Consider the following 24,326-nt stretch of genomic DNA (forward strand, 5'->3'; position numbering starts at 1 on the left):
AATTATACCTTACTTAGTTTTGCCACTCTTTAAGTACGTCTTTCACATACTCATAGCGCCATGAATTGAATAGATCTGGCTTTGATGCGGCTTTACGCTCATCAGCATCGAGCTTCCAATTCCAGCTGATCAGCTGGTTAATCTGTTTTTTAGAGGCCAATACATCTTCAGGAATACCCTGCTCTTTTGCAGCTTTAGTAATTTTTTGTTTAATATCTTTAGCCGCTTTTTTATATGCCGGAAAATCGATTAAACGTTTTAATTGTGCAGGTTGTTCGCTTACAGGAACGGCTGTACCACGCTCAATACATTTTAAAATTTCTACGCCCGAACGATTCACTTCCATTGGCTCAACACCTGGCACTCTGCGTAACGCATTTAAACTAGCAGGCTTACGCTTAGCAATTTCAACCATGTTGTGCTCTTTTACCACAAAGTTAAGCGCGAGGTTTTTGCGCTCTGCCTTTTCACGGCGCCATGCGGCAAGTTCGCGTAATACTGCTAAGTCGTGCGGTCGTAATTGCCAAGCATTTTTAATATCTTTATAAAGCTGATCTGCTGGTGGTTGGTAAGCACGTTTTTGCGCGACTAACTCGCTTTCGCTGATCACGATGTCAAAAAAGCCAGCTTCATCAATTTGTTTTTTAATAATTTCAAAACAAGGCAGTAAGTGATACGTATCGGCAGCGGCATAATCTAGTTGTTTTTCTGTTAGCGGGCGCTGTAACCAGTTAGTACGCGATTCACTTTTATCAATTTCGATATCAAGTAACTCTTTAACCATGTGGGCAAAGCCCATGCAGTTACCATGACCTAATATTTGCAGTGCAAATTGGGTATCAAACAGTGGTGTTGGTACAAAGCCAGCGTATTTTTGAAACACTTCAATATCTTCTGACGGTGAATGCAGTACTTTTAACACCTCTGGGTTTTTAAGTACTTGCCAAAAATCAAAAAGCGACAACTCAGCCAGTGGGTCGATTAACGCTAAATGCTCACCATCGTATACTTGAATAAGTGCAACTTCAGGGTAAAGCGTACGACGACGCATAAACTCGGTATCAATTGCCAGTACCTGTTTTCCTGTTATTTTTTCTACAAAATCATTTAATTGATTTTGCGTTTCGATCAGTTGATATTGCACTTATACCCCTTTCTTTACCATAAAAAAGCCGGCTAATGCCGGCTTTAATTATTTTTGTTCGTCCTTTAAGGCTCTTCTTAGAATCTTACCAACGTTTGTTTTTGGTAGTTCATCTCTAAACTCAACGAGTTTAGGCACCTTATAGTTCGTTAAATTATCACGACAGTGCTTTATTATATCTTTTTCAGTTAAAGATTGATCTTTTTTCACGACAAAAACTTTAACTTGTTCACCACTAACCTCATGAGGAATACCGATAGCTGCTACTTCAAGCACGCCATCGTGCATAGCAACAACTTCTTCGATCTCATTTGGGAACACGTTGAAGCCAGATACAATAATCATGTCTTTCTTACGATCAACAATATAGAAGAAACCTTCATCATCGTAAGTTGCAATATCACCTGTTGCAAACCAACCGTCTTTTAAGCACTCGGCTGTTGCATCTGGGCGGTTATAGTAACCTTGCATAACTTGTGGGCCTTTAACCCAAAGCTCGCCTGGCTCACCTTTCGCTGCTTCTTCACCATTTTCAAGCATAAGCTTAATGTCAGTGCTAGGAGCAGGTAAACCAATTGAACCATTATAACCTTCAAGGTCGTAAGGGCTAACAGTTACAAGTGGTGCACACTCAGTTAAACCATAACCTTCCATTAATTTGGTTTTTGTTACAGCTTGCCATTTTTCAGCAACTGGGCGCTGTACTGCCATTCCACCGCCAAGTGACATTTTTAAGCTTGAGAAATCAAGTTCAGCAAAACCTGGGGTATTTAGTAAACCGTTAAATAGCGTATTCACACCCGTTACAGCAGTAAATTTGTGTTGTGCTAACTCTTTTACAAAGCCAGGCATATCACGAGGGTTTGTAATAAGTACGTTTAAACCACCGTATTTCATAAATGTTAGGCAGTTCGCTGTCAGAGCAAAGATGTGATAAAGCGGCAGTGCCGTAATAACCACTTCTTTTCCGCGATCTAACACGTTATCAAGACAACCTGATACTTGTTCAAGGTTACCAACCATGTTGCCATGCGATAGCATTGCACCTTTAGATACACCGGTTGTACCACCTGTGTATTGCAAGAATGCTAAGTCGTTTAAATCAACATCTGGCTTTTTATAGCTCGCTTCGTTACCAGCAAGTGTATCGGCAAATTTGATTACATTTGGCAATGAGTAGCTAGGCACCATTTTCTTAACGTGCTTAACCACAAAGTTAACGATGTGCTTTTTAAGGCCGCCCACCATATCACCCACTTGGGTAACCACAATGTGCTTAACGTTGGTTTTTGGTAATGCTTTTTCTAGAGTATCGGCAAAGTTAGCAAGAATGAAAATTGCTGATGACTCTGAGTCATTTAACTGATGCTCTAATTCACGCACGGTGTAAAGTGGGTTTACGTTCACCACTACACAGCCCGCACGAAGAATACCTAAAATGGTCACAGGTGTTTGCAGTAGATTCGGCATCATCACCGCTACTTTATCGCCTTTTTTCAGACCAAGATCATTTTGAATGTACGACGCAACACGTTTTGTAGCACTGTCTAACTCATTATAGGTCAACACTTTACCCATGTTGGTAAAGGCTGGAAGGTCACTATAGTCAGCAAAACTTTTTTCAAACAAGTCGAGTAGCGAGTGATAATGCTCAGGGTCGATTGTTTCAGGCATACCTTCTGGGTAGCGTTTAAGCCAGATTTTTTCCACTCTTAGCTCCTGTTTATAATTATATTTTTTAATAACCTTAATCTAACTAAGGCCGTTTCTCAATGGAGTAAATACTCTAATGGTGCAGATAATCCCACATTTGGTGCAATTATACAATTAACTTACTTTATACTGCCCAATAAATGCATGAATGTGCTCTAAGGTTAATGCAGGGCTTTGCATATGGCAATGGTGACCTCCAGGTATCTCATGAATTTTTAACTCCTTGTAATATTTACCATATGCCTCTAGGTTATCTTTCACAAAAGGATACCCCTTATCCCCTAGGATAAGCTGACATGGTGCGTTAATTTGTTTGATGGTTGCAATACATTGCGCCTCATCAAATCGAAATCCTGAGTGATTTTTAAGCTTAGGATCGGTTGTTAAATACCACTTACCTGCTTTTTCGTAACTATTGCGTGTCATTAAAAGCTTTGCTTGTGGGTATTCAAGGTCGCCACTTGCAAGCCTTGCACTAATAATGTGCGCTATTGAGTCAAATGCGCGAGGGCCTTTACTGTTTACCCGCGCTCTATTTAATATCGCTTTACGAAGTTGGCCGCTCACTTCATTGCTGTTAGTTGTAACGCAGCCGATTCCCTCAATAAAGTTTACCGATGCTACCTTTTCAGGGAAGCAGCTCGCAACAACCCCAGCAACCATGGCGCCCATAGAATGGCCAACTAAATGCACTTTCGTTACATCGAGTGACTCAATAAACTTATATACATCATCAACATAATCAATAAAGTAATAATGAGCGTCACTGCTTCGCCAATCAGACAAACCATGGCCAGGAAAATCAAGGCAATACCAACGCTGGTTTAACTGCGCGTTTTGTAACATAGGTATGTAACTATGTGCGTTATCAAGCCAACCATGTAAGGCAATCACAACCTCTTCGCCATGACCAAAGGTTAGGCCATGCATTGCCTGAGTGCCAGTTTGAAAAGAAAAAGGTTGCACAATTACTCCTATTTATTAAGCGTTTCAACTTAAAGGCGTTTATTTATCGTCTGGCTAGTATACAATAATCCTCGCAGTATAAATAAGGGCACAATAATAAGGTTACATCAATGAAATTAAAATTAAGTCTTTTAGCATTATTATGCTCAGCAGGCTCAGTAATGGCTGAATCAGCACCAAAAAACATCATTTATATGATTGGTGATGGTATGGGCCCGGCGTACACAACTGCATACCGTTACTTTAAAGATGATCCAAATACTAAAGTCGTTGACCCAACTGTTTTCGATACTATTTTGCGTGGTATGGCACATACCTACCCTGACGATCATACCTATGTAACAGACAGCGCAGCAGGTGCAACAGCTCTAAGCAGTGGTCATAAAAGTTATAATGGCGCAATTGCCGTTGATACTGATAAAAAACCAGTAAAAACCATGCTTGAGGTTGCTAAAGAGCGCGGCATGACAACAGCACTTGTAGCTACATCGCAAATCAACCACGCTACACCAGCAAGCTTTGCTTCACATAACGAATCACGCCGTAACTACGACGAGATTGCTAACGACTATATCGATAACAAAATCGCGGGTAAATTACCGGTTGATTTAATGTTAGGTGGCGGCACGAAATATTACGTTCGTGAAGACCGTAACCTAGTGGAAGAGTTTAAAGCAGCAGGTTATCAGTACAGCGATGACTTTGCAGCAATGAGTGATTTAAAGCAAGTTCCTGCTCTTGGTTTATTTGCTGAAGTAGGTTTACCGTTTGCGCTTGACGAAAATCCAACCCGCCTTACGCAAATGACAACTAAAGCACTTGATTTACTGGATGGTCAAAACGACAAAGGTTTCTTTGTGATGATCGAAGGCAGCCAAATTGACTGGTGTGGTCATGCAAACGACATCGCATGTGCAATGGGCGAAATGGACGACTTTGCTAAATCGATTGAACAAGCAAAAGCGTATGTAGATAAAAACCCTGATACTCTGCTTGTTATCACTGCCGACCACTCAACAGGTGGCTTAACACTTGGTGCTCATGGTCAATATAAATGGGAAACAGACGTTGTTAAAGGTGTTAAAGCAACAGCTGGCACTATCACAAAAGATTTACTTGAAAGTGATGACTTAAAAGCAGTATGGCAAAAGTATTCTGATATCGAATTCACTGATGCAAACAGCATTAAGCTTAGCCAAGCTAAGAAAATGGGTGATAAAGCACTACTACTTGCAGTAAAAGATATCATCAATCATGCCAGCTTCACGGGTTGGACTACTGGCGGCCACACCGCTATTGATGTACAAGTATTTGCCTATGGTAAACGTGCTGAAGATTTTTACGGTTCGCAAAACAATACTGCGATTGCCGACAAACTGATTGATTATATAAAACAGTAAGTTATATTGAATACTGTCCAATCAAAAAATGCCTAAATATTTTGTTTAGGCTTTTTGTGAATTCAGTTTTAGCTTTTATTAATTTATTCCAATTCGCTAAGCATATACATCAACGCCAATAAGGCTTTGCACTTCGGCACGGCGCTCTAAGTTAGCAAATTCTGTGTAGGTTGAAATAGCGCGACTGGTTTTTGGGTTGCTTGGTTTATCATAAATTGTTTGCTGATAGCTTTGCGACTCAGCTTTAAATTCATCTGCAATAGCAACAGCTTGAGGGCTTGATTTAACATACTCTGTTGACGATTTTTGCTCAGCCGTTTGATCTGATATAGCTTTGGGCTTATCAGTAACGGTATTTTTACGGCTATATTGACCGGGAATGTCACCGGTGTAAAAGCCTGAGCCAATTGGTAAAGTCAAACTCGTAATTCCACATCAAACATGACTAAATTATGTGCCATAACTGACGGGCACGCAAGTCCCGTTATTCTCTCAGTTACTCTCGGCCTGGTAGCTTTTTCCAAGTCACTGTATCACGAACATATTTAGGCTGCGCATTGGCTGCAGTCACCGTTTCACCATTAGCGAATGCCGTACCAACCGAGGCCAGCATGTACTGCGCATCAGGCAGTAAAATATTTTCATTTAAACTTACATTTGCCAGATCTGTAACAAGTGCAGGATAGGTTTTCCAACCCGTACCCACCGCTGCCGCCGCAATTTCAGGTAACGTTAGCAACTCAGGTTTAATAACTTGCTCTTCATCAACCAGCGTCATTAAGCCATTATCATCAGCTTTATAATGAGCGTAATAAATCTCACCCATACGTGCATCAATGGCAGAAAACACATCGCTGGCTTGCTCTTGCTCAAATGCTTGTTGCGCCATCATCTGTAATGTTGATACGCCAATCAAAGGTAAACGTGCGGCATAAGCTAAACCTTGAGCAATCGCAACACTGATACGCACGCCCGTAAAACTACCCGGCCCTTGACCAAAACCAATCACATCTAAATCGGTTAGCTTACATTGCGCCTTTGCGAGTAACTCATCAATTAAAGGCAAAATCTTTTGGCTGTGCTGCTGTGGGCACTCTTCAAAATGATGAAATGTTTGCCCTTGATAATGAAGCACCAGCGATAAAGCTTCAGTTGATGCATCTAAGGCAAGAATATTGTGTTTAATCATCTAAGTTACTCTAATTGATCTGTTCTAAAAACGCGTTTGCCATTGCTAAGTCGCGCGTGCGGCGCATAGGTGGCAAACTTTTTAAAAATACTTGGCCGTAATGGCGTGTTACTAAGCGGTTATCGCAAATAACCAGCACACCTTTATCTTTACTATCGCGAATAAGTCGCCCTACCCCTTGCTTTAATGCAATGACCGCTTGAGGTAATTGAATATGTGCAAATGGGTCTTTGCCTTGTAACTGGCAATCTTGCATTTTTGCTTGCAATAATGGGTCATCAGGTGCGGCAAACGGCAATTTATCAATGATAACACAACTTAATGTGCTGCCTCTAACATCTACGCCTTCCCAAAATGAGGCTGTGCCGAGTAAAACGGCATTACCGTGACGGGTAAACTTCTCAAGGATAATGCGTTTAGACATTTGCCCTTGCATATACACCGGATAATCCATTTGTGTGGTTAAACCTTCGGCCACTAAGTGCATCATACGATAGCTAGTAAAGAGCACAAAACAGCGACCTTTTGCTGATTTAATCAATTCAAGGGTCAGCTTGATAATAGCATGGGGCATATTATTCGCATGAGACTCTGGTAAGTAGCGCGGCAAACAAAGTAGTGCTTGTTGTTGGTAATCAAACGGACTTTCAACAATCATGCTTTGCGTTGGTTTTAAACCAAGGCTAGCGTTAAAGTGTTCTAATTCGTTATCGACCGATAGAGTCGCCGATGTAAACACAAAACCTGCTCCTGTGTCTTTCATCATCTGAGCGAATTTAGCCGATACATTGAGTGGTGTAATGTTTACCGTTAGGTATCGGCGAGTGGTTTCGTACCAATAACTATAGCCCGTTTGGGCTGTATCAAATACCCGCTCTAACTGACCTTTAAAGGCCAGCGTACGCTCAAACGGATGCTCTATTTTTTCGCTACGATCTAAGCATAACTTTAATACTTGGTATAAAAAGTCGAGGTCGCTAATGACCCGGTGCAGTGCTGCACAAATATCTTTATCAGCCAGCTTTTCACGCCAATCACCACGGCTACCATCAACCCCAAACTGCAAGCGTAAATCTGCCACGCTAGTTTCTAACTTGTTGAGAGTTTTGCCTAATTGCAGCATATCAGGGATATCGGCACGGTAAATTGCTCGTAAGTCATTAATTAAATCCACCAGCTTTTTGGTGCTAACACTTTCACCAAAATAGTCACTGGCAATTTCACTGAGCTGATGAGCCTCATCAAAAATATAGGCGTCTGCCGTAGGCATTAATTCAGCAAAGCCTGTGTCTTTTACAGCCATATCTGCAAAAAATAAATGATGGTTGATCACCACCACGTCAGCTTCCATGGCATTTAAGCGGGCTTTACGAATATAGCAATCTTGAAAATCGGGGCACTCTTTACCCAAACAGTTATCAGCAGTTGAGCTAACATAAGGCAGTACCTTGGCGTCTTCTTCTATGCCAATACAATCTGCTAAATCGCCTGAACGGGTTTCACTTGCAAACTTTGCCACCATCGCGAGTTGATGCATTACATCAGGATCATCTGTTGGAACATGCGCAACATGCTGACTTAAACGATAGGTACACAAATAATTCGCACGTCCTTTTAAAAGGGCGACTTTTTTAGTGGCGCTCAGTGCTTTGACTAAGTTGGGTAAATCACGGTGGAACAACTGCTCTTGTAATGCTTTTGAACCCGTTGAGATGATGGTTTTGCCTTTTGATTTTAACGCAGGCGCTAAGTAAGCATAGGTTTTACCCGTGCCTGTGCCCGCCTCAACCACTAATTGGTGACGTTTTTTTAAGGCATCGTCAACTGCAACAGCCATGTCAATTTGTGGCTGCCGAGGAGTATATCCATCAAGAGAAAGTGCAAGGGGGCCAGTGGCACTGAAAAGTTGTTTGATAAACTTCGCCAATAGATTAAAAGTGATGGGCAGATTTTACGTAACTGACTTGCCAAGGGCAAGACTAAATGAGGAAGCAAGGCTTCCTCATGGTTAAAAGTATGATTGGGTTTAAATCATTGTCCTTGAATCGTTAATGTAACGCCCGATGCAGCTCGGTAACCTTGTAAATCTATGTACCAAGTACCACTTTGTGGGTTATCAAATTGACAACTTTCTTCGTTACCATTTTTGTACGGCCGACAAAGATAATTTGAGCTTGTTGACGCTGAGCCATAGTTAACATACAAATCAGCATCACCACTACCGCCAGAAATAGTCATCGTTAAGTTACTTAGGCCTGCCGGTATTTGTTGAGTAAAGCGCTGCCAACTTCCGGTAGCCACACTCACGTCTGTCTCAGTTCGGTCAACGTTTTCGCCGCCACCTGAGGTGCTATAACTTCCCGTGAGTGACACATTCGAAATCTCATTCCACGCTTCAACCATGACATGATACTTGCCAGTTTGAACTGACGAGATCAAACAACTTTCATTACTTGTAGAGGTTGTGCTTTTACAATCAAAGTCCTGTAAGGTCGGCTTACTACCAAATTTAACGTATAAATCGGCATCGCCCGAGCCGCCCTCAGTTACAAACTCAAGGTTACTACTCATTGCAGGTACATCAAGTGTAAAGAATAACTGCTCTTTTGCTGCGCCCGACAAACCTGTTTTAGCTACGCCATTTTCAAGCTGATTAGTCGGCTCAGTTACCACATCACCAGCGTTCTTTGCCATTTCAGCAACATAGCTCGCTGCCAATTTTGCAAATTTACTCGCGTGAGCCGCATCAAATTGGGCATCATTTGATGTGTGGATCAAAGGGTTGATATCACTCATTGTTGATTCAAATGGCATTGAGGCGGCAAACCCTTGTTGATACCAAGAGGCATGATCTGAGCAGCCATAACCACATTGATCAAAGCCATAACTCACTGTGGGCTGGTAAGCATCGAGCAACTGCGATAAATACTGATTTTGCGACGAGTTTGTGTAATCGGTCATCATCACAATATCTGTGCTGCTGCCGTTATTACCAGTCATATCAAACTGCACCATGCCTACCACATTCTTACCCTGTGTTTTATAACTTTGGGCAATATCTTTTGAGCCCCTAAGACCCACTTCTTCAGCGGCAAACCCCATAATTTGAATGGTTCGCTGAGGTTTGTAGTTATTTTCCACAATCGCTTTTAAGGTTTGTGTGAGCACTGCAATACCAGAGGCATTATCATCTGCACCAGGTGCTCGACCATTACTTGGATTAGACTGATTGATTGAGTCTAAATGACCACCAATAACGACGATTTCATCTGCTTTTTCTGCACCAGGAATGGTCACAATAACTGATGATTGCGAAAAGCTATGGTTAAAATACTCAACGCTTATATCACTGCGGCTACTGGCTATTTGCTGCCAATGGCTCTTTAACCAATCAGCTGCATCAACACCACTTTGCACTGAATAATATCGGTTATGAAAGTTCATCATGCTATTAACCGTATCGCTCAGTTCGCTACTATCAATCGATGATATTAGTGCGTTAACTGTCGCGGCATTATCAATACTATAGTTAACAAGGTTCGCATTCATAGCTGCCTGAGATACAGCATTTAATTGCTGAGTATAGAGCTCTGCATCTGCTAATGAGTCATGGGCTACAAAACCACCGCAGCGATGATAGTTATCGTGCATAAACTCACTTAATCCAGCGATATCCTGCTTGTTAACGCGCATAAAATTAACTTGATTCAAAGCCGATTTTTGCATCGCAAAATTGCTGCTTTGTTTACGTTTACTCAGTGTATCTTGTTGAAAGTGCTTTGCAGCAAGGGCATCAATGGTGACCCAAATTGTTTCGTCTTGCGCTGCATAACTTAGTTGGCTCAGTGACAGTGTGGCAAAGCCCACTAAGCACTGTGTTAGGCGGGTTGTCATAATCAATCCTTTTATGATGTGTATATTAATAAAAATAAAAAAAAGGGAGCCGAAGCTCCCTAAAAGGGTGGCTAGTTAGCCGAAATGGTGAGAGTTACACCACTTGCAGCCCGATAGCCGCGAAGGTCGATATACCAAGTACCCGCTTGTGGGTTTGTAAATGTGCAGGTTTCACTATTGCCGTTTTTATAAGGACGGCAGTCATAGCTCGATGTTGTCGATTGCGAACCAAAGTTCACATATAAGTCAGCATCACCAGAGCCACCAGAAATAGTCACATCAAGTGATGAATAACCCGCATCTAGGTCTTGCGTGAAACGAGTCCAGCTATTTGTGCCAACACTTAAGTTAGACTCAGTACGGTTAATTGGTGTTACACCACCACCGCTGCCCGAATCAAAGCTACCTGTAAGTGATACACCTGAAATTTGATTCCACGCTTCTACCATTACGTAGTAAGTACCCGCTTGCACATTGCTAATAGCGCAGCTTTCTGTGCTAGTAGATGAAGTGCTTTTACAATCAAAGTTGCTTAGTGTTGGTTTTGCGCCGTACATAACGTAAAGGTCTGCATCACCACTTCCACCAGTTGTATTGAATTGTAAATTCGTTGCGTCTGCTGGCACCTCAAGAGTAAAGAACATTTGATCTTTCGCCGCACCACTGATCCCTGTGCGTGCAACGCCATTGGTTAGCTCTTCATCACCGCCCGGAGGTGGCTCAGTTGTGCCACAGCTACTACCCGCACTTAAGCTCGAAGTCACACCAACCGCCGCAAGTGCCGCTTGAACATCGGCTGGGTCATAGCTTAAATCACAGGCTGCATCCATCACGCCGTTACCTGCTAAATCCCAATTTGTGCTGGCAGTCCAGTAAAGTTGGTTAGCGCGTGCCATCACAACAAATGCCTTTTGCGTATCCCAACCTGGTGTGGTTGCAAGGTTATAAAATGCCTTGTTGAATACACCTGAGCTGTAGTGCACATCCATACCAGAGTAGTAATTGTTTTGATGATCAATTGAGCTACCATCTTGGGTTGGGTTATTCATGTAACGTAATGCACCGTTACCTTTAAAGATCTCCTGACCCACTAACCAGTCATTTGAGCCTTTCATGTAAAACTCGGCCGCTTCACCTGCCATATCAGAGAACGCTTCATTCAAACCACCTGATTTGCCAGAATAAACGAGGCCTGAGTTTTGCTCGGTAAAACCGTGGCTTACTTCATGCGCTGATACGTCAAGACTTACCAGTGGATAGAAGGTATTTTGACCATCACCAAAGGTCATAGCACTACCATCCCAAAACGCATTTTCGTAATTACTGCCGTAATGAACGCGCATTTGCAATTGGAAAGTTAATGGCGCAGTACCGACCCAATCGTTATACATATTAAAAATTACGTTACCGAAATAATGCGCATCATTTAAAGGCGAGTACGCACCGTTAATTTCTTTAAAGGTATTTTCTGGGCATGTAAACGAATATGCTGTCGAACCACTTGTACCACCATTTAGGTTAATGGTTTTTACATTGGTGTTGTTCATCGTACAAGTGCTGCCCGACTGAGCAACATCTAGGCTGTCAAAATCAGTACCATAAATGTACTTACCCGTTTTTAAGTTACCACCTGGGCCTGTTGCACTGGCATGTTGTAAGTTATCGAAGCTAAATAAAACTTCACCGCTGTTAGCATCAATAATTTGATACGGACGAGATGGGTTGTCGCCATACGTCACATAAGATACTTCATACACGAGGTGTGCAACACTGTCTTCATCTAGCCAAATAGCTAAACGTGATTGTTCATTATGCTTTTTTAACCCAACTGATTTAATTGCAGCCGGTGAGTTAGCAAGGCCTTTTGCCATTGCTTTTTTCTTGTTTAGTGCCGGAGACACTGAGTCGATGTCGGCGGCAATATCATACACCGCTGCACCATGTGCGCGCTTTAATTGGCCATTACCATCAAATGTAAGGCTAACCGTATCGCCGATAACAGGTAGACCTTGATACATCTGCTGATAACGGCGCGTGGTGTTGCCGTTACTGGTTTTGATTTCTTTTAATACAACTAAATCATTCCCTGCACCTAAACCAACTAACTGATTTGGATTTGCACTCAATACTGATGATGCATTGGTTTGCAAAGCTTGGTTAATCCCTGTTTGTTCGTTTAGGTATTTCTTGTTCGCAGCTACTGCACTTGTTGCTTGAGTCAAAGCAAAAGCAGCAAGAGTTGCTAATGTGATTTTAGATAAATTCACGTTTACGCTCCGTTAGATTGTTATGTATTTAATATTTTCCTAGTAACCGGACTGCACTGTTCCCGATTAGTGACCAGCCTAGGTTGAATGGAGCGAAATTGAAAATGAAACAAAAAATTTACAAATAAAGTATTAGCTCTAAATTAAAAATCTATAATTAACAGCAAGATAAGAAGTGTTAAGTTTATTAATTGTTAACAGACTAACTTGAAGTGTAAATTTATTGATACAAAATAATAACATTTAATAAACATTTGTACCTTTTATTTGTTTTTTATTTTGCTCACCTCATTATTTGTGATTCACAGCTAAAAGGCTTAGATATCTATAAAAAAGCCTGGGTACATAACTTGCAGTAATAGCAAGTATCTAAGGTTTAAGGACTAAGCATGATTACTGAACTGATACAAAACGAATGGCTAAATGAGCCATGGCTGGTCGTCATTGGTGGTACTATATTAGCCGCCACAGCATTGTTTTTATTAAAGTTTGTAATCATCTATTGCTTAAAAAAATGGACCCAACGAACCGACTTTGTGTTCGACTCGTTACTGGTTGATTCACTCTCTACACCATTGACTTTATGCACAATGATGGTGCTTGTGATCATTTTTGGTCAGTTATTAAACACCACCGGCTTTATGGCTGAGCACCCCTTACCTATTGCGGCCACCGCTAAAGCCATTTGTATTTTTGCCTTAGTGTTATTTTTAGACCATTTCTTATTTGGCACCGTTGATTATTACAGTGCCCGCTCGGTAGTGGTTTCGAATAGTCATAGCATCATTAAAGGCTTGATCCGCTGTGCAATTGTGTGTGTTGGCTTATTGGTGTTATTAGGCACGTTAGGCATATCAATCACCCCGATTATTGCCTCATTGGGCATTACCTCTCTTGCCGTCGCTTTGGCTTTGCAACCGACACTCGAAAATTTCTTTTCTGGCGTTCAGTTGGTGATTGATAAACCGATTCGGGTCGGCGACTTTATAGAACTTGAAAGTGGCGACCAAGGTTTTGTTGAAAAAATTGGATGGCGCTCAACCTGGGTAAAAATGTTGCCGAACAACATGATAGTCATTCCCAATAGTCAGCTGTCTAAATCACGCATCATTAACTATTTTTACCCAGAAAAAGAACTCAGCGTCCCCGTTGAAGTGGGTGTTCATTATGGCTCTGATCTTGAAAAAGTTGAGCAAGTTACGCTGGATGTTGCTAGGCAGATTTTAAAAAGCCATAAATGGGGCGTCGATGATTACGAGACATTTGTGGTATTTCATACTTTTGATCAATCAAGCATTAATTTTACCGTGATGTTAAGAGCAAAAGAGTACTTTAACCGTTTTTGGGTAAAATCAGCTTTTATTAAAGCATTACACCAACGTTACGCAGAAGAAGGAATTGTTATTCCTTACCCAATAAGAGCTATTAATACTAGCCAAGAATCAGCCCATTTAAAACAGGCTGATTGACCTAACTGAACTTATCATAATTGCGCTTTCGTCAGGTTTGTTTTGTCTCTTTTGAGACATTATTAACAGCGATTATACATATGCAATCAGCGCCTTAAATTTTTACTCTAAAATGTCATAAAAATCGCATAAACACTGTGACATAGCTATTTTAGAGGCGTACTATATGCGGCCAGAAAGTGACTGCTTTCTGCGTCTTGTTATACAAATATTTAAGGTCAAACAATGAATGCTTGGTACCTCATTTGTTTTCTTTCAGCATTAGCTATTTTTATTGCTTTTGCTAACCAATACATCCTCAAAATGCAAACCACGATTGCTATAACAACTGGCTCTGTTGTTATTTCCTTACTACTTATTCTTGCCGTTAAAATGCTTGGCGATACCACCGCCCTCGAAATGACCCAAATTGTCTCTAGTATCAACTTTAATCAGTTGCTATTAAAAGGCATGCTAGGCTTTTTACTATTCGCAGGTGCGCTAGAAATCAACTTAGCAGCCCTTCGTAAGCAACGGTGGGAAATTACCGCATTAGTGTTATTTTCAACCATTACCTCAACGGTCATTGTCGGTTACTTAAGCTATTATTTGTTTGCTTTTGTTGGCTGGCCAGTGCCGTTTATTTACTGCTTATTGTTTGGTGCTTTAATCAGCCCAACCGATCCGATTGCAGTGTTAGCCATTATTAAACAAATGCGAGCCCCAGAAGGTATTTCTGTGCAAGTTGAAGGTGAGTCTTTGTTTAATGATGGTATTGGTTTGGTGATTTTCACAACGATATTTTCAGTGGCCTTTTATGGCACCGAAGCCACCTTTACTGACGTTGCTGAATTGTTCTTAGTTGATGCAATTGGCGGTATCGTGTTTGGTCTCGTGATTGCGTTAGTCGGGCATTTTTTAATTATTAATAGCCGCGATGTGAACATTCGTTTGCTACTAACCCTGACCATTCCAACAGCCGGCTTTGCAGCAGCGAATATTTGGGAAATCTCAGGTGCGCTTGCTATGGTCACCAGTGGTATTTTACTTGGCAATATTACTCGTTCAAAAGCAACAGAGCGTACGGGGCCTGAAGATACTCGCTACGTGAAAGACTTTTGGCATGCCACCGATAGTTTTTTAAACGCCTTGCTGTTTTTGATCATCGGTATGCTCATCGTCACCATGCCTATTACTCTTGAAGAAATTGGCTTAGGTTTACTGATGGTACCTGTGGTGTTGCTTGCTCGATTTGTGAGTGTAGGTGCGCCATTTGTATTCTTTAAAAAGTATCGCCAATACGATAAGCACTCAGTGAAAATACTCACTTGGGGTGGCTTAAGGGGTGGTTTAGCGCTGGCAATGGCAGCTGCTATCCCACGCGATCAAGTAATGATTGCAGGCTCAGACCTTCACAACCTAATTGTTATTGTCACCTACGTGGTCGTGATCTTCTCGATTATCGTACAAGGTTTAACAATTTCGCCGCTGATCCAAAGTAGTATTCAATCGGCAGAAGCAAAAAATTAAGCGCTGCTTTTTACTTTAAAGGCTCGATTATCGAGCCTTTTTTTGTGCTTTATCGGCATACATTCGCGCGTCTGCAACAGACAGCAACTTAGTCAGCGAGCAAGGCTGCTGATCAGAAAAATCGGCAATGCCATAAGAAAAGCCAAGTTCAACTTGGTTATTGAAGCTATTAGGTAAATCACTGAATGACAACAACAAGCGCTGCAATATGGTATCGCATTCGCTGGTATTTAAATCTGTAAATAAAATCACAAACTCATCACCGCTCAAACGTGCAAATAAATCCGCTTTGCGGCAACAACTTTCTAGCAATCCAGCAAAATCTTTTAGTACTCTATCGCCCGCAGCATGACCAAATTTATCGTTAATTGCTTTAAAATTATCTAAATCAATAAACACTAATTTTGCTTTTAAATGCTGGCGAATACATAAATCAAGGTAATGCTCTGCAGTACTAATGAAACCGCGACGATTAGGCAATAAAGTAAGCTCATCGGTAGTTGCTAACTGCATGATTGCAAACTCTCGCTCAACGATTGCAGCAAAGTCTTGTAAGGCTTTGATTTCTTGTTTGTTAAAACTGCGTGGTTGATGATCGATAAGGCACAAAGTACCAATCCTATTTCCTGATTTTAGTGTAATTGGGCATCCCGCATAAAAGCGAATGTTTGGGTCTCCCATTACCAGTGGGTTATCAGCAAAGCGCTTATCGTTTAAGGCATTTTCAACCACTAGGGGGTCTTTGTATAAAATTGCATGGGCGCAAAATGAAATGTCTCTTGCGGTCTCTGTCACATCTAGCCCCACACATGACTTAAACCACTGTCGATGCTCGTCAATTAAGCTAATAACACAAATTGGTACAGAGAAAAATTGCTGGGCAAGGCGAGTGATTCGGTCAAAGGCGGGTTCACTTTGAGAGTCTAAAACATCTAATGAGCGAAGCTCTTCAAGCCTAGCTTGCTCATTTAATGGCACTGAGGGTCGCTCCATTGAATTGCCTTGAAAGTTACAACACAAGTGTCTCTTAACGTTAGCAGAAAAAACCACACAATTGCATAAATACAAATTCTTATATGAAGTATTAAGCCCATGTATCTAGGTGTTTATTACCCTCTTCATCTTCTTCAATAGCATTTTTACTGTTTTTATCGCCATTTTCAGCGGCTTTTTTGCGGCGCTCTATTTCACGTTTTTGACGCTTTTCAAGCTCAATTCGCTGCACGTTCGCGTCTTTTATACCCGCAATATGAAACGCACCTTTACTTTCCAACTGTAAGCGCGAAATTCGACCTAAAAAGGGGATCATGATATCCATTTGCACCTCCTGTTGTACCTACTACCCAACCATTATATATCGGCAGTTATAAGATATACTTTAATTTCGCAAAAAAATACTTGCCAAAGATTAGCAAAGCATGTTTATCTATATACGTAACTTATTTAAACAGATATACGCACTGGTTAACACAAACGAGTGCAATACAGGAAAAATTATGCGCTTCAATCTGACAACTATCCATCATCACCATCATTCACCGGAATAGCCTGTCAGGTTTTTCGCTGAGAGGTTATTCCTAAAAGGAACCTCTGGCGAGTAATCAACCAAATTATTTATTTTCGCCCTGAGGTTCCCTCGGGGTTTTTAGTTTTTGAATTAAAGGAAAATGAATAATGAGCAATACCAATCGTTTACGAATCGCCATCCAAAAAGGCGGCCGCTTATCAAAAGACTGCCAAGAGTTACTAAAGCAACTTGGTGTTAAATTAAATCTTCGTGAACAACGTTTAATCGCACACTCTACCAACATGCCAATTGATGTACTTCGTGTACGCGATGACGATATTCCGGGCCTAGTTATGGACGGTGTGTGTGACCTAGGTATCGTTGGTGAAAACGTACTTGTTGAAGTACAAGCCGAACGCGAACGCCAAGGCGTGGCATTCGAGGTAAATAAACTTTCTAAACTTGATTTTGGTTACTGCCGCCTAGCACTTGCATGGCCACAAGAACTTGGTCCACAAGATAAAAGCTGGTTTGAAGGTAAACGCATCGCCACTACTTACCCAGAAATCTTAAGCCAATACCTAAAACGCGAAGGCATCAATGCAAGCACAGTAATGTTAACAGGTTCTGTTGAAGTTGCACCGCGTGCTGGTTTAGCTGATGCAATCTGTGACCTAGTGTCTACTGGCGCAACGTTAGAAGCAAACGGCTTAATGCAAGGCGACACTATCTTAGAATCAAATGCATGTTTAATTCAAAACAAAGACCTTACTGATCAAAGCAAACTTGATTTAATCAACACGTTAATGCCGCGTTTACGTGGTGTGCGCCAAGCAAAAGAAAGTAAATACATCATGCTACACGCACCAAAAGCAAAGCTTGATGAAGTATGCGACTTACTACCAGGCACAGGCCAACCAACTCTACTATCGCTTGCAGGTAGCGACGATTATGTAGCACTACACATGGTTAGCAGCGAAACCCTTTTCTGGGAAACAATGGAACAGTTAAAAGCACTGGGTGCCAACTCAATTCTTGTTATGCCAATTGAAAAAATGATGGAGTAATTATCCATGTTTCGCTGGAATGAGGAAAATCAACAAGCACAGCAGGCGGTACTTACCCGCCCTGCTGTTACTGCAAGTAAAGAGGTTGAAGCAATATGCATCGACATCTTAAATGCAGTTAAAACTGAGGGTGACGCAGCGTTATTAAAGATGGCAAAAGAGTTTGATAAGCGCGAAACACCTCGCTTATTAGTGCCAGTTGAAGAAATAAACCAAGCTGAGCAGTTATTATCAAACGAGTTAAAAGCAGCCATCGAAACGGCCTATGCCAATGTAAAACGTTTTCACCAAGCACAATTACCAAAAGACATTAAGTTAACAACGCAACCTGGCGTATTGTGTGAACTTAAATATCAAGCCATTGAAGCGGTGGGTATTTACGTGCCAGGTGGCAGTGCGCCATTGCCATCGTCAGTGATCATGCAAGGGGTGCTTGCACAGTTAAGTGGCGCAAAAACCGTTGTGCTTACTACACCTGTGAAAGCCGACGAAACCATCAACCCTGCCATTTTATATGCAGCAAAACTATGTGGTATTAAAACCATTGTAGAAAGTGGCGGCGCAGGTGCCATTGCAGCGATGGCATACGGCACAGAGTCAGTGCCAAAAGTGAACAAAATTTTTGGCCCAGGAAATAGCTTTGTTACTATGGCAAAACAACTTGTTGCGCAAACTATTCCGGGCATGGCGATTGATATGCCAGCAGGCCCTTCTGAAGTGCTAGTGATTGCTGATGAGCGTGCAAACCCTGAGTTTATTGCGGCAGATTTATTATCGCAAGCGGAGCACGGCGCTGATTCGCAAGTTATTTTACTATGTAATAGCGAACGCATCATTGAAAAAACACAGCAAGCTTTAACAGAGCAGCTAGCAAAATTAAGTCGTAAAGACACTGCCGAGCAAGCTCTTGCAAACTCAAGCTTGATATTAGTGGACTCGGTTGAACAAGCCTTTGCGGTGTCTGCCGAATATGGTCCTGAGCACCTTATTTTACAACTTGCTGATGCGCAGCCTTTTTTAAGCTTGGTTAAAAATGCTGGCTCAGTATTTGTAGGTGATTACACCCCGGAGTCTGCCGGTGACTATGCATCTGGCACGAACCACGTACTACCAACGTATGGTTACAGCGCGACCTATTCGAGCTTAAACTTACTGGACTTCTTTAGAACTTACACAGTGCAAACCATCAGCAAAAATGGCTTACGTGAATTATCTAAAGCAATATTACCTTTGGCCGCAGCAGAGGGGCTTGATGCTCACGCCAATGCTGTTTCAATTCGTCTTGAGGCTATGAACAATGAGCGATAATTCAAAAATAATGACACTGTTGCCAGAGAACATTGCAGCGCTTACAGCCTACAGTTCAGCTAAAAGTGAAAAACTAACAGGCACTACTTGGTTAAATGCCAACGAAAGCCCGTATTCACGTACGCCAAATATCAATTTAGCTGATTTAAACCGCTACCCAGATCCGCAGCCTCAGCAAGTGATCAATCGTTACGCTTGCTATGCTAATTTAGAGCCAGAGCAAGTACTGATGACTCGCGGTGCTGATGAGGGTATTGAACTATTAGTACGTACTTTTTGTAGCCCAGCTAAAGATAGCATTGCACTCTTTTTGCCAACTTACGGCATGTACAAAGTAACAGCTGATACCCACAACATTGCGATTAACGGTTTAACTCAAGAGCTGTTATTAAAAGGCACGGTTGATGAGGTTGTAACTGCGGTTGCTGATTCAAAGCTGGTGTTTATTTGTAATCCAAATAACCCTACCGGCAGCATGACAAGCCTAGACAAAATCAGAAAAATCACTCAACAACTTGCGGGTAAAGCGATTGTAGTGGTGGATGAAGCTTATATAGAATTTTGCCCAGAACAAACAGCGGCAAGCCTGATCAACGAGTTTAGTAACCTTGTGGTGCTAAGAACCTTATCAAAAGCATTTGCACTAGCGGGTTTAAGAACAGGCTTCACATTAGCCAACAGCGAGCTACTTGCGCCTATTCGTAAAGTGATTGCGCCTTACCCTGTATCAACCGTGGTGGCGAGCATTGCAGCAGACGCATTAAGTAGTGACAACATCGCTTCAATGCGCCGTCAGGTGACGATTCTAAATAGCTTAAAAAGCAAACTAAAAAATTGGCTTGAGCAATCACCTGCTGTTATCAAAGTACTGAGCGGTGAAGGTAACTTTGTCACTTTAAAATTAAAAGACAAACAATCATTTAATATCGCACTTGAGCAAGGACTCGTAATGCGTGCCTTCACCTTATATGGCGAAGATGATTGGTTACGAATTTCTATCGGTAACGAGCAAGAACTAGAACAAGTAAAAGTTTGGTTAGATGGCTTATCACTGACCAGCAAAACAGTAGAACAGGAATTATCATGAGCAACCCATATTTATTTATTGACCGCGATGGCACGATTATCGAAGAGCCTATCACCGACAAACAGGTTGATAGCCTAGAAAAATTAGTGTTTTTGCCAAATGTGATCCCTGCTCTATTACAACTTCAAGCGGCAGGTTACCGCCTTGTTATGGTATCTAATCAAGATGGTTTAGGCACTGATAGCTTCCCAACGGCTGATTTTGATATTGCTCAAGACAAGATGATGGATATCTTAAATAGCCAAGGGATTAAATTTGATGAAGTTCTGATCTGCCCTCACTTTGATGAACAAAATTGTGACTGCCGTAAACCAAAAACTGGCTTACTTACTGAGCTTATGCGCTCGGGTAAAGTCGATTTAGCACGCTCATTTGTGATTGGTGACCGCCAAACTGATATTGGACTTGCCAATAACTTATGTTGTGAAGGCATTTTGTATGACGGCAGCTGGGATGCCATTGTCACTAAGCTGACAACCGCGGACCGTGAAGGCCGCGTCACTCGCAACACCAAAGAAACACAAATCGATGTGCAAGTTAATTTAGACCAAACAAAAAATGGCGAAATTAGCACTGGCCTTGGCTTTTTCGATCACATGCTTGACCAAATTCGTACACACGCCAATATCGGACTTAATATTCAAGCCACTGGCGACTTACACATTGATGAGCACCACCTAGTTGAAGATATCGGCATTGCACTTGGCCTTGCCCTTAAACAAGCGCTAGGTACAAAAACGCAAATTGGTCGCTATGGTTTTGCACTCCCTATGGATGAATGTAAAGCAGAAGCGCAAATTGACTTATCAGGCCGTGCCTCATTTGTATTAAACGCCGATTTTAGCCGTGAAAAAGTGGGCGACTTAGACGTGCAAATGGTTGAACACTTCTTTAAAAGCTTAAGTGATAATGCCGCCATGAGCCTTATTTTGTCGGTTAGCGATGGTAATTGTCATCACCAAGTTGAAGGCCTTTTTAAAGCGTTTGCAAGAGCACTTCGCGCTGCGATTGCAAAAGATGCCTCGCAACAAACAGCAAGCTCTAAGGGGTGTTTATGATTGCCATAATTAATACCGGTTGTGCCAACATTAACTCTGTTCGTTTTGCCTTTGAACGCTTAGGTGAAAAACCAGAGGTGATCACCTCACCTGAACAACTAAAAGGCTTTGAACGTGCGATTTTACCTGGTGTAGGCCATGCTTCCGTTGCCATGAAACGCTTAAAAGACGGTGGTTGGCAGCAAGCAATTGATGAATATCAACGCCCGCTGATGGGCATTTGTTTAGGCATGCAATTACTTTGTGATAGCACAGAAGAAGGCAATGTCGATTGCCTTGGCAAAATTCCGGGTGTTGTTAAGCACTTAGATGTGGGTACATTAACTTCTCCACACATGGGTTGGAACGACCTAAGCGTACTAAAAGAGCATGCCCTTACCAAAGGGTTATCGGCGCAAGATCAAGTGTACTTTGTGCATAGCTTTGCTCACACCGTGAACGATGCCACCCTTGTTAGCGGTGAATACGGGCAAGCTTTTTCAGCGATTGTTGCTAAAGATAACTACGCAGGCATGCAATTCCACCCTGAGCGAAGCGCCAAAGTAGGCACGCGACTTTTACAAAACTTTTTAGATTGGCAGCTGTAAGCGCAGCAGAAAATAAGAGAAATAAACGTGATTATTCCAGCACTCGATGTATTACAAAACCAAATTGTGCGCTTATATCAAGGTAAGTATGATACAGCACAATTTTACCCTTACGAACTTGGCGCACGCTTACAAGAGTACGCAAATAGCGGCGCAGGCAAACTGCACCTCGTTGATTTAGAGGGCGCGCGCGATCCAAATAAAAAACAGTGGCAGCATATTCAAGCTGCAACCAAAGCGCTTAATGTACCTTATCAAGTCGGTGGCGGTATTCGCTCTGAGCAAGATGTTGCTGACTGGCTTGAAGCCGGAGCTAACCAAGTCGTGATTGGCTCAATGGCCGTTGAAAAACGTGAGCAAGTACAGGCTTGGATTGAAAAATTTGGCAGTGAACACTTTGTTATCGCACTAGATGTTAATAAAACTGACAACGGCTGGGCACCAGCAACACATGGTTGGTTAAGTGAATCTGAGTTTGGCTTGTTCGAACTTGTTGATTTTTACGTGGCACTTGGTGTGGTTGATTTTCTGTGTACTGACATCAGTAAAGACGGCACCATGACCGGTCCTTCGTTTGCACTTTATGAAGATTTAACCAACCACAATAGCGAGATTAAAGTTCAAGCATCAGGCGGTGTAAGTTCACTGGATGATATTGCAAAGCTGAAAAAACTGGGCGTTGGCGGTGTTATCTTAGGTAAATCATTACTCGATGGTGCCTTTAATGTTGAGGAGGCGTTAGCATGTTATCAAAACGCATAATCCCTTGTTTAGATGTAAAAGACGGCCAAGTCGTTAAAGGTGTTAAATTTAAAGGCCATGAAGTGGTTGGTGATATTTTAACGCTTGCCAAGTCTTACAGCGATGCCGGTGCGGATGAGCTGGTGTTTTATGAAATCAGTGCCAGCGTCGAAAAACGCCTACTTGATGTCAATTGGGTAGAGAACATTGCGCGCCACATTGATATTCCATTTTGTGTGGCGGGCGGCATTAAATCTGTTGCTGATGCAGCACGTGTTTTAGAACGTGGCGCAGATAAAATCAGTATTAACAGCCCTGCAATTGCTCGCCCTGAGCTTATCAAAGAATTACACGATGAGTTTGGTAAACAATGCGTGGTTGTGGGTATTGATAGCTTTTATGATGAAAACACCGGCGAGTATTTAGTGTACCAGCTGACTGGCGACCCAAATGCATCAAGCCGTACTCGCTATAAAACCGAAGAATGGGTTAAGCGCGTGCAAGACCTAGGCGCTGGTGAAATCGTGCTCAACTGCATGAATCAAGATGGTGTACGAAAAGGCTACGACAATGTTCAGCTATCAAAAATGCGTTCACTGTGCGATATTCCTCTGATTGCATCGGGTGGCGCAGGGACTATGCAAGACTTTGTTGATGTGTTTCAACAAAGCCAAGTTGATGGCGCGCTCGCTGCCAGCGTATTTCACAAGAACGTCATTGATATTGGCGAACTAAAACAATTTTTAACTGATAATAATGTAGCGGCAAGACTATGCAATTAACCAAAGACACTCTTTCTCAAGTCGATTTTGCCAAAAGCGAATTGATCCCAGCTATCGTGCAAGACGCACGCTCTGGTGTGATTTTAATGCAAGGCTTTATGAATCAAGACGCATTAGCTGCCACTTTCGACAAACAAAAAGTAACCTTTTACTCGCGTTCTAAAGAGCGCTTATGGACTAAAGGCGAAACATCAGAAAACTACCTTGAAGTAGTTTCGGTGCACACTGACTGTGATTACGACTCACTATTAGTACTGGCAAACCCACTTGGGCCAACATGCCATCTAGGCACACAAAGCTGCTTCGGCGATGATGCTAAACCTAGCTTGTCGTTTTTAGCTGAACTTGAACAAGTGATTGTTTCGCGTAAAGACGATGACCCAAGCAAAAGCTACACTGCGTCTTTGTTTGCAAAAGACTTAAGCCGTAGTTGCCAAAAAGTGGGTGAAGAAGGCGTTGAAGTTGCCCTTGCAGCCATGAAACATGACAACGATGAATTAACCAATGAATCAGCAGACTTACTGTATCACTTAACCGTGTTATTACAGCGCCAAGGGCTATCATTGGCTGATGTGGTGAGCTGTTTACAAGGCCGCCATAAGTAATCAATATAGAGTGTGGTATCTAAATACCGCACT

General features: G+C 42.0%; 21 protein-coding genes. 11 read left to right on the forward strand and 10 right to left on the reverse strand.

The features are described 5' to 3' along the window. Positions 1–13 precede the first annotated feature (13 nt). The 3 genes from rnd to KQP93_RS20815 form a co-directional block, all read right to left on the reverse strand. Positions 14–1,144, reverse strand: coding sequence for a ribonuclease D (gene rnd / locus KQP93_RS20805; RefSeq protein ID WP_217877023.1), 1,131 nt, complete (start codon positions 1,142–1,144; stop codon positions 14–16). A gap of 48 nt (positions 1,145–1,192) precedes the next feature. After that, the gene (fadD, locus tag KQP93_RS20810) at positions 1,193–2,854 is read right to left on the reverse strand and encodes a long-chain-fatty-acid--CoA ligase FadD (protein WP_217877024.1); all 1,662 of its coding nucleotides are present in this window, start codon (positions 2,852–2,854) and stop codon (positions 1,193–1,195) included. A 117-nt stretch (positions 2,855–2,971) separates the two neighbouring features. Then, complete coding sequence (locus tag KQP93_RS20815) at positions 2,972–3,823, reverse strand: alpha/beta fold hydrolase (RefSeq protein WP_217877025.1); 852 nt, start codon at positions 3,821–3,823, stop codon at positions 2,972–2,974. A gap of 110 nt (positions 3,824–3,933) precedes the next feature. On the opposite strand from KQP93_RS20815, the gene KQP93_RS20820 reads away from it, so the two are divergent. Next, positions 3,934–5,223, forward strand: a complete 1,290-nt coding sequence (locus tag KQP93_RS20820; protein WP_217877026.1) for an alkaline phosphatase — start codon at positions 3,934–3,936, stop codon at positions 5,221–5,223. Positions 5,224–5,319: 96 nt separating this feature from the next. On the opposite strand, the gene KQP93_RS20825 is transcribed toward KQP93_RS20820, so the two are convergent. The 5 genes from KQP93_RS20825 to KQP93_RS20845 form a co-directional block, all read right to left on the reverse strand. Beyond that, positions 5,320–5,643 (reverse strand): hypothetical protein, encoded by a 324-nt coding sequence (locus KQP93_RS20825; RefSeq protein ID WP_062565644.1) that lies wholly within the window; start codon positions 5,641–5,643, stop codon positions 5,320–5,322. Between the two features lie 76 nt (positions 5,644–5,719). After that, positions 5,720–6,412 carry a tRNA (adenosine(37)-N6)-threonylcarbamoyltransferase complex dimerization subunit type 1 TsaB gene (gene tsaB / locus KQP93_RS20830; RefSeq protein WP_217877027.1) on the reverse strand — a complete coding sequence of 231 codons (693 nt, stop codon included), beginning with the start codon at positions 6,410–6,412 and terminating at the stop codon, positions 5,720–5,722. A 10-nt stretch (positions 6,413–6,422) separates the two neighbouring features. Then, on the reverse strand, positions 6,423–8,339 hold the full coding sequence (locus KQP93_RS20835) for an ATP-dependent DNA helicase (RefSeq protein ID WP_054563876.1): 1,917 nt from the start codon (positions 8,337–8,339) through the stop codon (positions 6,423–6,425). 104 nt (positions 8,340–8,443) lie between these two features. Next, positions 8,444–10,306, reverse strand: a complete 1,863-nt coding sequence (locus tag KQP93_RS20840) for a M28 family metallopeptidase (RefSeq protein ID WP_217877028.1) — start codon at positions 10,304–10,306, stop codon at positions 8,444–8,446. A gap of 71 nt (positions 10,307–10,377) precedes the next feature. Continuing rightward, positions 10,378–12,573, reverse strand: a complete 2,196-nt coding sequence (locus KQP93_RS20845) for a M4 family metallopeptidase (protein WP_217877029.1) — start codon at positions 12,571–12,573, stop codon at positions 10,378–10,380. A 389-nt stretch (positions 12,574–12,962) separates the two neighbouring features. Between KQP93_RS20845 and KQP93_RS20850 the strand changes: the two genes are divergently transcribed. Together KQP93_RS20850 and KQP93_RS20855 are read left to right on the forward strand one after the other, a co-directional pair. Beyond that, positions 12,963–14,042: a mechanosensitive ion channel family protein gene (locus KQP93_RS20850; protein WP_217877030.1), complete on the forward strand. Its 1,080-nt coding sequence runs from the start codon at positions 12,963–12,965 to the stop codon at positions 14,040–14,042. Positions 14,043–14,267: 225 nt separating this feature from the next. Beyond that, positions 14,268–15,551 (forward strand): cation:proton antiporter, encoded by a 1,284-nt coding sequence (locus KQP93_RS20855; protein WP_217877031.1) that lies wholly within the window; start codon positions 14,268–14,270, stop codon positions 15,549–15,551. Between the two features lie 27 nt (positions 15,552–15,578). On the opposite strand, the gene KQP93_RS20860 is transcribed toward KQP93_RS20855, so the two are convergent. Next, positions 15,579–16,544, reverse strand: a complete 966-nt coding sequence (locus tag KQP93_RS20860; RefSeq protein ID WP_217877032.1) for a sensor domain-containing diguanylate cyclase — start codon at positions 16,542–16,544, stop codon at positions 15,579–15,581. Between the two features lie 91 nt (positions 16,545–16,635). Further along, entirely contained in the window at positions 16,636–16,869 is a 234-nt protein-coding gene (locus KQP93_RS20865; protein WP_217877033.1) for a hypothetical protein, read from the reverse strand. Between the two features lie 356 nt (positions 16,870–17,225). Here KQP93_RS20865 and hisG point away from each other — a divergent pair, with 356 nt between their 5' ends. Genes hisG through hisIE form a run of 8 tightly spaced genes read left to right on the forward strand, consistent with a single transcriptional unit; the run spans position 17,226 to position 24,293 of the window. Next, complete coding sequence (hisG, locus tag KQP93_RS20870; RefSeq protein ID WP_054563881.1) at positions 17,226–18,125, forward strand: ATP phosphoribosyltransferase; 900 nt, start codon at positions 17,226–17,228, stop codon at positions 18,123–18,125. A 6-nt stretch (positions 18,126–18,131) separates the two neighbouring features. Then, entirely contained in the window at positions 18,132–19,433 is a 1,302-nt protein-coding gene (hisD, locus tag KQP93_RS20875) for a histidinol dehydrogenase (protein ID WP_217877034.1), read from the forward strand. After that, positions 19,423–20,520 carry a histidinol-phosphate transaminase gene (gene hisC / locus KQP93_RS20880; protein WP_217877035.1) on the forward strand — a complete coding sequence of 366 codons (1,098 nt, stop codon included), beginning with the start codon at positions 19,423–19,425 and terminating at the stop codon, positions 20,518–20,520. Before hisD ends, hisC begins: the two co-directional genes overlap by 11 nt. Further along, positions 20,517–21,578, forward strand: coding sequence for a bifunctional histidinol-phosphatase/imidazoleglycerol-phosphate dehydratase HisB (hisB, locus tag KQP93_RS20885; protein ID WP_217877036.1), 1,062 nt, complete (start codon positions 20,517–20,519; stop codon positions 21,576–21,578). Before hisC ends, hisB begins: the two co-directional genes overlap by 4 nt. Further along, positions 21,575–22,165, forward strand: a complete 591-nt coding sequence (gene hisH / locus KQP93_RS20890; protein WP_135926405.1) for an imidazole glycerol phosphate synthase subunit HisH — start codon at positions 21,575–21,577, stop codon at positions 22,163–22,165. Before hisB ends, hisH begins: the two co-directional genes overlap by 4 nt. 27 nt (positions 22,166–22,192) lie before the next feature. After that, positions 22,193–22,927 carry a 1-(5-phosphoribosyl)-5-[(5-phosphoribosylamino)methylideneamino] imidazole-4-carboxamide isomerase gene (locus KQP93_RS20895; protein ID WP_054563886.1) on the forward strand — a complete coding sequence of 245 codons (735 nt, stop codon included), beginning with the start codon at positions 22,193–22,195 and terminating at the stop codon, positions 22,925–22,927. Then, the gene (hisF, locus tag KQP93_RS20900; protein ID WP_217877037.1) at positions 22,909–23,688 is read left to right on the forward strand and encodes an imidazole glycerol phosphate synthase subunit HisF; all 780 of its coding nucleotides are present in this window, start codon (positions 22,909–22,911) and stop codon (positions 23,686–23,688) included. Before KQP93_RS20895 ends, hisF begins: the two co-directional genes overlap by 19 nt. After that, complete coding sequence (hisIE, locus tag KQP93_RS20905) at positions 23,679–24,293, forward strand: bifunctional phosphoribosyl-AMP cyclohydrolase/phosphoribosyl-ATP diphosphatase HisIE (RefSeq protein WP_054552013.1); 615 nt, start codon at positions 23,679–23,681, stop codon at positions 24,291–24,293. Before hisF ends, hisIE begins: the two co-directional genes overlap by 10 nt. Positions 24,294–24,326 lie beyond the last annotated feature (33 nt).

This window comes from Pseudoalteromonas shioyasakiensis (assembly GCF_019134595.1).
Taxonomy (GTDB): domain Bacteria; phylum Pseudomonadota; class Gammaproteobacteria; order Enterobacterales; family Alteromonadaceae; genus Pseudoalteromonas; species Pseudoalteromonas shioyasakiensis_A.

What these genes read in the sequence shown, in the direction of transcription:
- KQP93_RS20855 (WP_217877031.1), top strand. Translation starts at nt 14,268, where the DNA reads ATGAATGCTTGGTACCTCATTTGTTTTCTTTCAGCATTAGCTATTTTT.
- hisH (WP_135926405.1), top strand. Translation starts at nt 21,575, where the DNA reads ATGATTGCCATAATTAATACCGGTTGTGCCAACATTAACTCTGTTCGT.
- KQP93_RS20865 (WP_217877033.1), bottom strand. Translation starts at nt 16,869, where the DNA reads ATGGATATCATGATCCCCTTTTTAGGTCGAATTTCGCGCTTACAGTTG.
- KQP93_RS20840 (WP_217877028.1), bottom strand. Translation starts at nt 10,306, where the DNA reads ATGACAACCCGCCTAACACAGTGCTTAGTGGGCTTTGCCACACTGTCA.
- tsaB (WP_217877027.1), bottom strand. Translation starts at nt 6,412, where the DNA reads ATGATTAAACACAATATTCTTGCCTTAGATGCATCAACTGAAGCTTTA.
- hisF (WP_217877037.1), top strand. Translation starts at nt 22,909, where the DNA reads ATGTTATCAAAACGCATAATCCCTTGTTTAGATGTAAAAGACGGCCAA.
- KQP93_RS20850 (WP_217877030.1), top strand. Translation starts at nt 12,963, where the DNA reads ATGATTACTGAACTGATACAAAACGAATGGCTAAATGAGCCATGGCTG.
- hisG (WP_054563881.1), top strand. Translation starts at nt 17,226, where the DNA reads ATGAGCAATACCAATCGTTTACGAATCGCCATCCAAAAAGGCGGCCGC.
- KQP93_RS20860 (WP_217877032.1), bottom strand. Translation starts at nt 16,544, where the DNA reads ATGGAGCGACCCTCAGTGCCATTAAATGAGCAAGCTAGGCTTGAAGAG.
- hisIE (WP_054552013.1), top strand. Translation starts at nt 23,679, where the DNA reads ATGCAATTAACCAAAGACACTCTTTCTCAAGTCGATTTTGCCAAAAGC.
- hisD (WP_217877034.1), top strand. Translation starts at nt 18,132, where the DNA reads ATGTTTCGCTGGAATGAGGAAAATCAACAAGCACAGCAGGCGGTACTT.
- hisC (WP_217877035.1), top strand. Translation starts at nt 19,423, where the DNA reads ATGAGCGATAATTCAAAAATAATGACACTGTTGCCAGAGAACATTGCA.
- KQP93_RS20820 (WP_217877026.1), top strand. Translation starts at nt 3,934, where the DNA reads ATGAAATTAAAATTAAGTCTTTTAGCATTATTATGCTCAGCAGGCTCA.
- hisB (WP_217877036.1), top strand. Translation starts at nt 20,517, where the DNA reads ATGAGCAACCCATATTTATTTATTGACCGCGATGGCACGATTATCGAA.